6 protein-coding genes are annotated in these 13591 nt (G+C 43.3%); 2 read left to right on the plus strand and 4 right to left on the minus strand.

Translation table 11 applies throughout. From position 1 onward, the window contains the following. Positions 1 to 483: 483 nt before the first annotated feature. From F6K51_RS32480 to F6K51_RS32495, 4 genes are all read right to left on the minus strand, one after another. Entirely contained in the window at positions 484 to 3543 is a 3060-nt protein-coding gene (locus F6K51_RS32480) for a caspase family protein (RefSeq protein WP_293028629.1), read from the minus strand. Between the two features lie 372 nt (positions 3544 to 3915). Then, positions 3916 to 7719: a caspase family protein gene (locus F6K51_RS32485; RefSeq protein WP_293028632.1), complete on the minus strand. Its 3804-nt coding sequence runs from the start codon at positions 7717 to 7719 to the stop codon at positions 3916 to 3918. A 274-nt stretch (positions 7720 to 7993) separates the two neighbouring features. Further along, the gene (locus F6K51_RS32490) at positions 7994 to 8248 is read right to left on the minus strand and encodes a hypothetical protein (protein WP_293028635.1); all 255 of its coding nucleotides are present in this window, start codon (positions 8246 to 8248) and stop codon (positions 7994 to 7996) included. Positions 8249 to 8519: 271 nt separating this feature from the next. Next, positions 8520 to 12092, minus strand: a complete 3573-nt coding sequence (locus tag F6K51_RS32495; protein ID WP_293028638.1) for an NB-ARC domain-containing protein — start codon at positions 12090 to 12092, stop codon at positions 8520 to 8522. Between the two features lie 312 nt (positions 12093 to 12404). Here F6K51_RS32495 and F6K51_RS32500 point away from each other — a divergent pair, with 312 nt between their 5' ends. After that, positions 12405 to 12569, plus strand: coding sequence for a hypothetical protein (locus F6K51_RS32500; RefSeq protein ID WP_293028641.1), 165 nt, complete (start codon positions 12405 to 12407; stop codon positions 12567 to 12569). A gap of 88 nt (positions 12570 to 12657) precedes the next feature. Then, positions 12658 to 13392 (plus strand): LuxR C-terminal-related transcriptional regulator, encoded by a 735-nt coding sequence (locus F6K51_RS32505; protein ID WP_293028644.1) that lies wholly within the window; start codon positions 12658 to 12660, stop codon positions 13390 to 13392. The last annotated feature ends 199 nt before the right edge of the window (positions 13393 to 13591 follow it).

Consider the following 13591-nt stretch of genomic DNA (forward strand, 5'->3'; position numbering starts at 1 on the left):
TGTCAGATTTTAATGACTAAATTGGCGGATTTTTCGGGAAATTTTAGTTTATTTCCCTATCCCCCTATCCCCCTATCCCCCTATCTCCAATAATCGTTAACTTATTAAAGTTTGAAACAGCCCTGCCCCAATTCTGGGGGGAACAAAACTCTCTTGCGTCCCCCAAAGTTGGGGGATTTAGGGGGCTTTAATAAAACCAGATAATCGCGCATTCATTCCTTAATTCAGCAAGGCCCATATTTGACCAAGAACTGTTTCTAGTGTTAAAAAATTTTATCTTCTGCAACTACTTCTTTACATCGTCAAAGAGATGGCGATCGCTCACATTAGAGTTATTCTTCAGATAGTCACAAACGCGATTACCCCTTTTTCATCCTGAGTGATTCATCGCCTTAACTGCTCGTCTCAAACAGACAAGCACTCTGTGGATAAAAGTCTTGTCTTCTAATTCGTGATCGTCTTGAATACCTAGTTAGTGTTCTGCTAATTGATCAAAGAGCTTTCAAAACGAGCATCAAATTTCTCTAAAAGCTTGTTCATTGGGTATGTTGAGATATCATTTGTATCCTGCCCTTCCTGATTGCATTTGCCTCGGTGTGCTAGCTTATCTAGTTGATCAGGTTTGTCACTGTAATCTTTCCAATACCCTCCTAATCCAACAATAATGACTTTACCACCGTTCGATACAAACTGCTCAATTGTCTTTATTTCATCATTTTCAAGATTGCCCCATGCATTTCCAATGATGATAATATTGGCGTTTGTATTTTGAATTTTTGTGCTATTAATAGGTGCTGAAATCTCCTTGGTTTCATACCCCAATTTTTCCATAATATCGGCTATTTTGTAACCTTTTAAATCATTATTTAAAGTCAAAAGTTCGCAATGTCCACTTGACATTAATACTTTTTTATTGCCATTAAGTCCATTGATATAATTAAGCACTAAAAACATAAAAGTACTATAATTTGTATTTGATAAAAGTCCATGATGTGCAATCGTGAATACTTGCCCCTTATTATACTTACGTGACATGGCAAATACCTGATTTTTTTCGTTCAACAGAGTTCTCCAAGGGGCTTTATTGAGTGCCTTTACCTCTCCACGAACTGGATTGTTTTCAGAAGTGGGGTTAATGTTCAATACAGTATTGATGGAAAATTCCGCTAGTACTTTGATAGAGTCGCTTTGGAATTGCTCAGATGCGGAGTTGAGTTGCTGCAACTGATTAAAACTAAAGATGCTCAATCCACTCAGAGCGAGAATCACGACCGTTAGGCTAATGAATCGACGGCTATCATTTCGCCTTTTTTGCAGAGTACGCCGCACAAACTCAGCTTCTACTTGGTTAAGCCAGTTATCATCGGATAAAGATACCTTTTTCAACAAATCAAGACGAGGGTTAGCATGCCAAAGAAACTTTGCCTTTTGTTGGCTTTTCCACTCCTGGGCTGCGGGAGTCAACCGCCGTTGTAGAAGTAAGCTTTCTTCCTCGTTTTGTTTCCATCCCAGCAATCTTTGCCATCCCCGTACTAAAGCATCATGGGCTGGTTCGACATTAGGATTCCCCTCAGCATCTTGTCCAATAACCAATAACCGTGCTGTGCTAAAACGCTGAATTACTTCCTTCACTAAAGCATTTTTCGCTGGTGGATATTCCAATTCCGATAAAGGTACCCGCCTACGGGCTAATTCACCCCCACCTAGTGCCACCATCCGCAGCATGACATGACGGATTACTTGGTCATAAGCGGGATTTTCTTGAACTAGCAAATGATACTCCTGATCAGCCCTTTGAGTTAGCGATCGCATTACTCCCCCCAATTCAAGATAATCTTCTTGAGTCAGCGCCCGGTCAATGGTGATTCCTCTATATTGTGCCTGCCTTTGTCGCCTTAAGTATTTCAGATAAAGTTCGCTCAAGGCAAAAGACAGCAGGGGCAATCCTCCGGGCATATCCGCCACTTCATCAATTAATTTTTCTACTAAATCGTGGGGTTGAAAATACATTACCCGTGCTTGAGCCGGTTTTTCTATCGCTTCGTTGAGTTCCCCTCGTGTCATCGCCGGTACAATAAATCGTCCACTTTGCCAAAGATTTATCAGTACCTTAGTTCCCAATTGATTTAGTACTTCCGGTGCCAACTTTAAGCCCACATCTGTGATTTGGGGTTCAAAGTCAGAACGTAGGGTTAATACTACCCGTAATTTATCCCCATGGGCATTTATGGCTGTGAGTATCTGTTGGAAAAACTCCTGACGCTGATCATAGTTTTGACAGAGTGTAATAATTTCTTCGCTTTGGTCAATAAACAGTAATAACTTAGAGTTTGGGTTATTTTTTGCCCAAACATCAATGCTCATTGCCAGGTTATGCTGGGGGTTTTGTGGCTCAACCAAGGGTAACTTAGCTTCAGTCAGCACATTATTTAATGGTTCCAAGGGAGTCTCACCAGGACGGATGGGTGGCAAAATACACCATTTCTCGGTATTATCTTGCCGTAGTTTGGGAATTAATCCTGCCTTGACCAAGCTAGACTTACCCGAACCGGAAGCACCCAACACCACTGTCAGGGGATTAGCTTTGACAAAATCCTGTAACTTTTCCACTAGTAATGTTCTACCGAAAAACAGTGAACTGTGTTTCTCGTCAAAGGAGTTTAAACCGCGATAGGGATTTTGTGATTGATCCAAAGGTGGTGCGGGGGGTAAATTAAGTTCATGTCCGGGAGAAAGAAAGATATATTCTCCCTTATCGTGCTTATTTAAACACCAAATACCAGGGGTTTGTCGCAGACGGCATTTTTCTGTGGGTATTTCGACTCGATCCCGTAAATGTAAATATAATTCGGTGGCTGTAATTACCCCATCTCCAGGCGGTTTACCATTGGTAGCAGGAGGATAGATATCTGCTCCACCTTCGAGGGCTTCTAATAATGCCGCTGCAAAAGGGGAATGATTGCCGACTTGACCGCGTACGCTATCTAAATAGAAGTTATCTAAAGCCTTTTGGTCAGAAGCTGAAGAAGTAATGATTTGCCAGGCTGGGTCAGTAATAAAACGGTCGTATCGTTCTTGGTGAATTACTTCTGGCGATGTGAGTAAATCCCTAGTATTCGACCAACGGAAAGCACCAGCAAAACAGCAGTCGAGGATACCCAAGAAATGACGACAGGGTAATTGACTTAAAGCATCGTGTAACTTGGTCATGGGCAGATAACTATTAGTATTGCCGAGTTTGGCATCTTGAGGAATTAAGTAACCAGCCGGGCCATCATCCCCATTGAGAGCGACGCCATGACCAGCAAAGTCAAATAATAAGCGGTCATTTTCAGTAACAAGTTCTGGTAAGGTATGAAATAAAAATTTGTGGAAGTTAGACAGAGTTGCCACTTCGTCTAAGCATTCCCAGACTTCGTAATCATGCTTCTCGCGGAGAATTTCCACTAGTTTTTTGGCATCGTTTACGGCAGTGTTCAGGGGAGAAATGCCGTTGGTGTAGTTATTGATACCGATGATCAAGGCGAGATTGCGAGAAAACATGTTATACTAAAAGCACTTATAAAGATAACTTTAATACTAGGGATTGCTAGCATCCCATTTTGGCAAATATATCTTTTTATGTGGGCGGTATAATCCCGCTCACACAGCTGGGGTATAGTTTGTAAAATCTGGGATGCTCCCTATTTATTCCCCAAGATAATTTGTTAACTTTACGCAGAAATTAGTATTTTCGTAATAAATCTTTACCTATTGACGAAAGCAGACAAGCCCTAGTGTCATTGGCGTATATAGCATTGTAAGCATTCAGCTATCAGTTATCAGCTATCAGCTATCAGCTATCAGCTTATGCGCTACGGGAACAGCTTAAGCGCTACGCGCACGGCTGACCGCTGACCGCTGACCGCTTACGCATCATTGACCTAGATTCTCGCGGGGTTGAGATTGATTGCTCCGTTGGCTATTATTGGATGACTTTACTATCAACCAACCAATACTAGCTGCTACTAATACCCCAACAACCCCAATAATCCACCATTTCAGTGCTTTGTTCCCTGAAGAATTATTAGTAATATCTTTTGTGTTTTCTAGGGCTTGAATCACTGCCTTGGAGAGGGCAGTTAACCCCACTGGTTCAGTAAAGTAAACCAGGTGATCGCAGCCGATTTCCTGAATTTTCGGTTGTGGAGTCCGGTTTGAACCTAAGCTTTTTATACTTTGTACTGTAACAGCGATATCATTTGGTTGCTCAAAGAAAGCCAGAGCTACAGCTTTATCAAATAACTTCTGCATTAGTCGTTGCAAGGGACTAGGGCGTGTCTTCAAACTCTGAGATCCCCCTAAATCCCCCTTAAAAAAGGGGGACTTTGAGTATGGCTCCCCCTTTTTTAAGGGGGGCTGGGGGGGATCTAAATCTTGCGGAAAACTTTGAAAACACGCCCTAGACGTTTGATTGGCCTCTGCTGTCAGGGCGGCAGGAATAATAGATGTATTACCAGCAATAATTGAGTAAGGTACTTTGGGGTCGGGACTTGCTGCTAATTGTTCCAAGAACTCAGAAGTGGGATGCATCTGGTTTAGGGAAATATCAATAGTTTCAATCTCATCAGCAAACTGGTTAATAGCCTTAAGCAACATCCCCATCACTGGTACTGGCCAAGTAAATTTTGACAGCCCATTTAAACCGATACTTAAGGTAGCTAATGCCCAATCTTGAACCGTAGACCAAGGGGAACCAGCATTGGGTGTACCTAGCATAATTAAATGCCCAACTACCTGATTACCTCCTTCTCGTTCAATAAACCAACGAGAAACCAACCCTCCCATGGAGTGGGCGACAATGTGAAAAATTTTACCGTGGTTCTCCCCTAACCCTACAGCTTGTAGTCTCTGCTTCAGCAATTTAGCATTCTCTACAATTGAGGTATTTAAACTCTCATAATCATAGGTGAGTACCAGGTCATACAATTCCGCCAGGGGTTTTTGTGTTCCATCCACCTCAACCTGGGCGGAGCGAAGGCTGGGCAGCAAGCTCTCGGTATCACCAAGAATACCGTGTATGTAGAGGACTATGCGTTGGGCTTCGGCAACCCGCGACTTGACTTGTTCAACCTCTGTTGTATAGTTGACTGTATAGTTGACCACTCCAGAGGCAGTGACATCCGCTGCTGCCAAAATTGGGTAATTAAACTCTAGCCCCAGTTGTTGAGACACTACTTTTTGGAAGAAAATTCGGATCGAACCCCCCAAGCTGCGGCTACCTTCACTAATTGGTTCTGTTAACCGTTCCAGTAAAATTTCCGTTTTGCCCTCCGGGGTAGACCGAGCCCGTCCCAAAGGCAGGAAAAACTCCCCATCGTAGCTAATCGGTAACAGTTGTTCATCACAAGCAAGGGGTCGATCAACAATAAGTTTCAGGGGATTTTTGGGTGTAACGGCTGACGGATTTTCCACCTCAGTTAATTCCAGCGCGCTTAAACCAGGATCAGTTCCCCGACTGCTAGTAAAGTCAAAGGACTCAATTCCCGGATGGTTTTCCCGCAGTATCGGTGGTAAGATATGATTACCTAAATCCCTAGTTGATTGGGTGAGAGTGGTTAGACGTGCCTTAGCTCTCAATTCGGAATGGGCGTATAGGGCGGAACCCACTCCCAGAAAGACAGACTCGTCCCCTGTGGGAATTGGAGTAGTGTGTAGAGGACGCACGGTAGTAATGCTAATTTGGCTAGTTAACCAGTCATCATAGATTTGATCGTCTTTTGGTCTGTTGGGGAGGTCACGAGCTGGAATCCTTTGCATTAGGCGGTTGAGGGTACCATTTCCGCTATGGGGTGTAGGCACGGGACGTTGAGGTAGGTCCAGTTTTGGTTGTTCGAGCAAAGTGGCATCAAATTCCGTCGAGCAGACAATCAGTTTGAGAATATCTTTAACTTCCGTAATCCCCGCTTTTTGCCATAGTTGTTTGGGAACCGTAGGACAAATAGGATTTCCGCGATTAACCCAGGCTTCATCTCCCTCTTGCCCCCTTGGTTGCAGCCAAATCCCACCGCCATCTAACAACCCAGCACCGACGGCGTAAAAGTCGGTTAAAACCAGCAGAGCGCAATAAAGCGGCTCATTACTGGTGTTTTTCAGCTTAATTTTCAATGTGGGCGATCGCCACCTGCCATTTTCCTGTTGATATTCCAGGCGAATGTCAGTATCTAGCAAAAGCGTCCCATCCTGCTGGTAAATCAACATTTGCACAGCATCGGGGCGAATGCGGCTGGTGGCTGGGCTGGCCAGTTCAGTGATATTCAGCCAACGGGTGATATGTTCTAATCGCTGAATCGCCTGCAAGGCAGTGGCATCGGTGTAACCTGAAATGGCAGCCACTAGAGGACGGTCATCCGCTGGTTGTGTAATTAAATAGTTACCGTCACGAGCCAGTAACTTAAAATCGGCAGCTTCAGGGGTTGCCACTTCCCGAACATACAGGGAAGGCTGATTGTGAGCCGTGTTGAGCAGGGTGCTACGGGCTAATTCTACACCAGCTGGTTCTCCTGACAATAAAACCCCTTTCGGTGGCAAGGGCAGACTAGTGATTACTGCTTTCCAGGTCATTTCGGGATCTAAATCCCCAATACCACTAATTTGAACTTTACTCAGCTGGGGCATTACTTCGACAATTTTTGCCTCACCTACTGCCGTTGAGAGTTGGCGAAGTTCCTCTGTGGGGGTGTCAAAGGGAAACAAGGCCAGTATTGTGGTGTCATTCCCAACAGGTTGAGAAATGCCGTGAACCGCACCACCATCAATCACCCAGTCCTGGTTTTTGTCATAGCAGACAGTAAAGTAGGGTGTATGGTTAGCGATCGCACCGCCGAGAAAAGGTTGGTCTAAATCACTCAACTCCGTAGCTTCGATTTGGGGAGATTGGGCGTCGATCTTACTGCGGACTAGGGCATTGGCACGCTTGAATAAATCCCGATAAGTCAGGCTACCATTGGCTTTCTTCAAGGTATCCAGCAAAAAGTAAGAAAACGCACCTCTTGGTTGCCCATTGCTGTTGTATTCTTTCGCCGTCTCACTATCTCGACAAGCGGCTAGGACGATATGTTTTCCTGTGGGGAAACTCCAACCACTAGGATTTTTTTCCGGGCTGAGGGCAGCTGATAATTTTTCAGTTTCACTCAAGGAGAAAATAAAACTATCCCAGGGTCGCTGACGTTTGTCGGTGGAAGTTTTACGAATTGCTGTTTCTGCTTCTAGTTCGCCACGGGTGGCAGCACCAGAGTGACAGCAGTCTAAAATAATAACAGTGTGGGGGTTGTTCTGGTCTACCTCAGAAATTAGCTTGGCTAACTCCTTATCTGCCAAGTCCCAACCCCCTTCAGTGCGACTGTCATAACAGACTAATGTTTCATCTAATCTGTCTGGCTCTATTGCCCAAAACTCTTGTGGGGCTTGCTCTTGAGAACCATGTCCCGCGTAGTAAAAGAAAGCAACATCTTCACTGCTAGCTTGACACAAATGCTCCCGAAAACCATCAATAACTGCCTGACGGGTAGCATCTTGATTCAAGAGTGTGCGGATGTGAAGTTTATCTCCATCTGCAGCGACCCGCCCTTGCAAATATTCCTGTATTTCTAGGATGTCATTGACACAGCCATTCAAAGAAGGAACAGGACTGGGATATTCATCAATAGCTACCAGCAGCCCATAGATATTGTAGGTCATGGCATTCTCTTAATACTTATTGAAGGAGTTACAGTTTTGTTAATTCCTGATTTATAACCCCCTAAATTACCATTATTAAGGAGCACTTTTTTATCTAATTCTATCCTTCATCAGGAGCACTTTTTTATCTAATTCTATCCTTCATCAGGAGCACTTTTTTATCTAATTATACCTTCATCAGGAGCACTTTTTTATCTAATTCCCCCCTTAGTTAAGGGGGGTTAGGGGGGATCGCTGAGTTGGTCAATTCTCGCCCAAGAATAGAACTCCTGGATTATAAACCTCTATCGGTTTTTCCTGGAGAACGCTCACTAGTAGTTGGATTAGATTCTGGTGCAGTAATTTCTTTAGTGTCTTTATTATCTGTTTCGACATTTTCATCACTCGATTCAGCTTTTACTTCAGCTTCTTCAGGAGTTGTTATTGTTTCCTGAGAGTCGGAGCGATCGTCCCCTAAGGGGTTAGTATCGCCAGATGTATTTTCTACTACTTGATCTTCAGAATTTTGGTTAGATTCTGTATTTTCCATAGCCACTTTTATGGACCTCAATTGTTATGATACAGGGCAAGGACAAGACTCAATAAATTCTTCTTCAAAAGAGTGATAAATAAGCACAATAGTGCATATAATCAAGGCTTACTATGGTCATAACCCTTGATCTAAATCACATTTGGGTAGATCACATTTTGGCTTAATTTTTCTTGCCCTTAGCTTGCTTTATGATCAGAAATTATACTTCTATAATAGCATATTATAAGCTTATTTGTCAAGGGAGCTAGAACCATTGCGGTGCCAGGCTTCACTCTTTATCTACTGCACCTAGAGCTTTTAACGTGTTTTTCTGAGGTTTGGTTAAACCAATGGCGTTTTTAATATTCATCCCTTCATAGGGTCGATCAATTCTCAGGGTTTTTATACATTCACCGGTGTCAAGATTCCAAAGCTTAATGGTTTCATCTTCGCTGCTACTCACTAACACAGGACGATTAGGACTAAAGGCAATTGACCGGACGGCTTTGTGGTGTCCCTGAAATAGTTTGAGAACATTACCTGTACTGATATCCCACAGTTGAACAGTCTGGTCATCACTGCCACTTGCTAAACTCTTGCCATCTGGACTAAAGGCAATTGTTCTGACTCGAGATGTGTTACCGGATAAGGTTTGTAGACATTGCCCCGTTTCAACATCCCACAGTTTAATAGTCTGGTCTCCACTGGCACTGGCCAGCAGATTGGCACCGGGACTGAACACAACCGATAAAACCCAATCCTCGTGACCTGGCAATGTTTGTAGATAGGTTCCCGTACTGACATCCCAAAGTTTAATCGTGTTGTCATGGCTACCACTGGCTAGGATTTTACCGCAGGGACTGAAACTAATGGTTAAGACGTGCTGAATATGCCCTTCTAAGGTGTGCAGACATTCTCCTGTATGCCAATCCCAAAGCTTTACCGTTTGGTCACGACTGGCACTGGCTAAAATTTCTCCCTCTGGACTGAAGCTGACCGAATGCACCCAACTATCGTGTCCCCACAGTGTTTGCAAACACTCTCCTGTATTTGCATCCCAAAGTTTGATAGTTGTGTCGTCACTGCTACTGGCCAGAATCTGATGGTCTTTGGGAGCAAAAGTGACTGATGAGACTAGATTAGTATGTCCTGACAACGTTTGTAGACATTGCCCCGTATCAATATCCCACAATCTTACCCGTTGGTCTTCGCTACTACTGGCCAACATTTGACCATCTGGACTAAAAGCAACGGATAAGATCCAATTACTATACCCCTCCACTGTTCTTAAACATTGTCCGGTGTGGATATCCCATAACTTCATGGTTTGGTTTTCACTCACACTCAGCAAGGTTTGACCATCCGGATTAACAGCAACCAACCAAATCCGTGAAGCGTAGCTATTACCTAAAGGGGAATTGCTATACTTGTGCAACGTTTGGAGACATTTCCCGGTTTCCACCTCCCAGATTTTAACCGTTGTATCCTCACTACCGGTCACCAGTGTTTTACCATCTGGGCTGAAAGCAACTGACCACACATAACTGTTGTAGTCTGGTAAGGTTTTGATACACTCACCACTGGCTAAATCCCAAAATTTTACCGTTGTGCCATCACTTCCAGTTACCAATGTTTGTCCATCTGGGCTAAGGGCAATCGATAATACCCAATTGATCGGGATTTCTAGGACTTGCAGGCAAGAACCAGTGTTGACATCCCAGACTCTCACAGTTTGGTCTTCAGCCCCAGTGACCAACCTTTGTCCATTGGGACTGAAGGTAGTAAAAAATACCGGATTGCTATGGCCTGACAAGGTTTGCAGACATTTTCCAGTGTGAACATTCCACAGCTTTACCGTTTGGTCATGGCTACCACTGGCTAACATTTCCCCGTCTGGACTAAACCCTAGGGATTGCACCCAACTGGTATGACCTCGCAATGTTTTCAGACATTGCCCGGTCTGGACATTCCACAACCTGATCGTTTGGTCGTTACTACCACTGGCTAAAATTTCTCCCTCTGGACTAACAGCCAGGGATTGCACCCAAGCCTTGTGACCATTGCAGGTAATAATTTGTTTAATGTTGGCAACGTCCCACAACCAAATCTCATTATCAACACTAGTTGCCAGGAGTTTCCCATCTGGGCTAAAGGTCGCTGATAAAACCCCCCCTAAGGTGCGAGTCAAAGCCGACTTACTTAAATCGGCATTGGCGAAGTTGACTCGATGCAAATTCATGCCCTGTAGGTAAGCTTGCCAAACCGTTAAGTTAGAAAAATCATAGCCACTCAGGTCAAGATTAAGCTGCCAGAGTAAATTGAGAACATTGCCCCCGGCATATCCGGGTTTTCGAGGGGGAAAAGACTTCAGTTTTGATAAAATTTGATTCAAATAGTTTTGGACATTTTCTGGGAGACCAAGCAGGTTGAGTAGTTGCTCGGTAATCGGTTTTAGAATCAGCTGAATTTGGGCATTTCTCAGATAATCTTTGGCTTGGGCTTTGATTAAGGCACAGCGCTCCAATAGTGCTATTTCTACCGTTTGAATTTCGCAGAAAATCTGTTCAATTAAGCGATCGCTGACATACTCCATCACCACGGGTTGTTGAGTAAATTTTCCCGAAGTCTTCTCAATCATTGAGCGCAATTGTAGAGATTCTAAGGTTTCTAATAAATGTTTGAATGAAACAGCCGGAATAATGTCCCTTTGTAGCTCCTTAAATGAGACCCATTCTCGATTAATGGTCAGCCAGTACATCACCTGTTGTTCTAAAGTTGACAAGCGATTAAACTGCTGGTCCATTAAATCGGAAATATCACCAAAGACAATAGTGCCTTCTTCTAAAAACTGAGCCACATCGCCGTCAAACAACTCATAAATTGTCGTGGCAACAATCTTCAATGCTAAAGGATTGCCTGCATAAAACTCTACCAGTGCTTGACATTCGTCTTTTGAGACAGAAAAGCCTTTTTCCGCGAGAATTTTCTTCCCTTCTCCCTCGGTTAAGCCAGGTAACCTCAGGGAACGAATCGGAGCGTTTACACCTTCTTTGTTTCTAATTTCTCTGGGTTTCTCCCGACTGGTCAACACCAGACAACTTTGATGGTTAGTCTCGCCCCAGCTTCTGAGGAGTTGCCCATAGCCTTCATATCCTGGGCGATAGGCTCCTGCCCGTTGGTCAGGGGATAGAATTGACTCTACATTATCTAAGATGAACAAACAACGCTCTGCCCGCAGATATTCGATTAAACAGGAGATTTTACCATCTAAGCTTTCTGGTAAAGTGGTGTCTTGCTGATCGGACAAAAACCCAATCAGGTCCGTCAAAAGCTCGTGAATGGGTGGCGCATTACGCAAACTTCGCCAAATCAGGTACTGAAATTCCGATTGTAGACCCTGGGCTAACTTGACAGACAAAGTTGTTTTACCAATTCCACCCATGCCAATTAAGGTAATCAGTCGGCAATGGTCATTAATAATCCATTGTTTGAGTGTGGCTAATTCTTCCTTGCGCCCGTAGAAATTGGTAACATCAATTGCTTCTCCCAAGTCTTGGCGTTTGCTAGAGCTTCTGATTTGTGGCTTTTGATCTACAGTCTGGGATGACAGATCATCTACTACAGCCTGGGATGGCGGGTCAAAATCAAAATTGGCAATGGCTCTCCATTCCAGTGCCAATTTCTGAGAAAGTTCTTCAAAAGTAATATAGTCAACGGGTTTACCGGTCAGGAAGTTGCTGACTGTGGCTAAGGCAAACCCGACATCTTCCGCCAAAGCCCTCTGGCTCGGAAAACCGTTACGCCTGACTGCCAGTTTAACTTTTTCAATGCATTCCTGACGGACTTTGAGCGACCTAGGCATGGCTCATTTGATCATGACTGTAGGGATTATACCATTGACAAAGGAAAATTCAGTCACAAATTCTTCACAATTTAGTCACAAGTCAGATCATCTCAGGCGGTAAGTCAGTATGCAGTGGGGTTTGATGAATATATAGCAATTTAAGGCAAAAGGAATCCCCCCTAACCCCCCGCCCGGAAGGGGGGAAGGCAAAAGGCAATAGCGATGGAGTCGGCCAAAGGGGGTTTCCCCAGTCCCTAAAACCCAGGAGGAAAGTACCTCACCCAATTCAAAACTGCTATATATTCTAGGAATTTTATCCTAAATAAAACCATGAATGTGCTCTCTAAAAAACTGTTGGCAAGAACAACGTTATGGCTATTGTTAGAAATTTGGCTCAACTTCCTTGGACTAGATAACCTAGCTGATTACAGCGAATTTATCTTTGGAAATAATTTCAGCAGCGCCAGTGGGGTGCTAAAAATAGAAATAATTTGATCGCTAAATGGAAAACGTAAAACAACCAATTAGTTTATCAATTGCATTTGGGATAAGCCCAATTAATTTCTCATAATCAAGGTTCACCATGACTAATCAAAAACTCTTTACAAAACCCATTCATATTGAGTTAAGCCAAGTTTTTTCAAGCACATATGAGCTTCATAAACCGGATAAAAAACTAGATTATGTCAAACACTTTAAACACTATTGTAGTTTACCACAATCAATCAAAGTAGAAGCGACTAAACCCGAAAGCAGTAAGCCAGAGTTAGATTCAGAAGAAGGTTTGCCATTACTGCTCAAAGCAATTATTGAAGGCTTTGTTGATGGGGTGCTGATTATAACTACTAACCAAGAGTTGTTTCATGCCAATGAGTGTGGACGTCGAATGTGCTCTCAAATCTCTCAAGGTAAGTCACCGATAAACTCTATCCCTCAGCCAATTTGGCGAGTTTGCGAATCATTAATTGATAGTCGTGAGTTGTTTAGCGATCGCAAACTAATTATCGAAGCTGAAATTAAAGTGAATAAGTCAGTTAACTTTCGGGTTAGGGTTAGATGGTTAACGTTAGAGTTATCCCGAAATCATTATCTGTTAGTCACCCTAGAAGATAAACATCAATCTACCCAAAATTCCGCTATCACTGATGCTATTAAATATGGCTTAAGTCACCGGGAGAAGGAAGTATGGTTACTTAAAAAAGCCAACTTAACTTACGAAGAAATTGCACAGCAGCTATATATCAGCATCAATACTGTTAAGAAGCACCTGAAAAGCATTTACGCTAAACAAAAACAACTGATGCAGTATCAAAATTAATATATACAGGGTTTTTCATAGCTATGAGGTACACATTATTTTTTACCTCTTCCCTCACTTCCCCTCCTGGGAGCAGGGCTGTTTCAAACTTTAGTAAGTTAACGATTATTGGAGATAGGGGGATAGGGGGATAGGGGGATAGGGAAATAAACTAAAATTTACCGAAAAATGCCCAAATTTAGTCATTAAAATCTTACGA

Origin of the sequence: Moorena sp. SIO3I8 (genome assembly GCF_010692325.1) — a bacterium.
Lineage (GTDB): Bacteria > Cyanobacteriota > Cyanobacteriia > Cyanobacteriales > Coleofasciculaceae > Moorena.

Coding starts and splice junctions, on each gene's coding strand:
- F6K51_RS32500 (WP_293028641.1), top strand. CDS start 12,405: ATGAATGTGCTCTCTAAAAAACTGTTGGCAAGAACAACGTTATGGCTA.
- F6K51_RS32495 (WP_293028638.1), bottom strand. CDS start 12,092: ATGCCTAGGTCGCTCAAAGTCCGTCAGGAATGCATTGAAAAAGTTAAA.
- F6K51_RS32490 (WP_293028635.1), bottom strand. CDS start 8,248: ATGGAAAATACAGAATCTAACCAAAATTCTGAAGATCAAGTAGTAGAA.
- F6K51_RS32505 (WP_293028644.1), top strand. CDS start 12,658: ATGACTAATCAAAAACTCTTTACAAAACCCATTCATATTGAGTTAAGC.
- F6K51_RS32485 (WP_293028632.1), bottom strand. CDS start 7,719: ATGACCTACAATATCTATGGGCTGCTGGTAGCTATTGATGAATATCCC.
- F6K51_RS32480 (WP_293028629.1), bottom strand. CDS start 3,543: ATGTTTTCTCGCAATCTCGCCTTGATCATCGGTATCAATAACTACACC.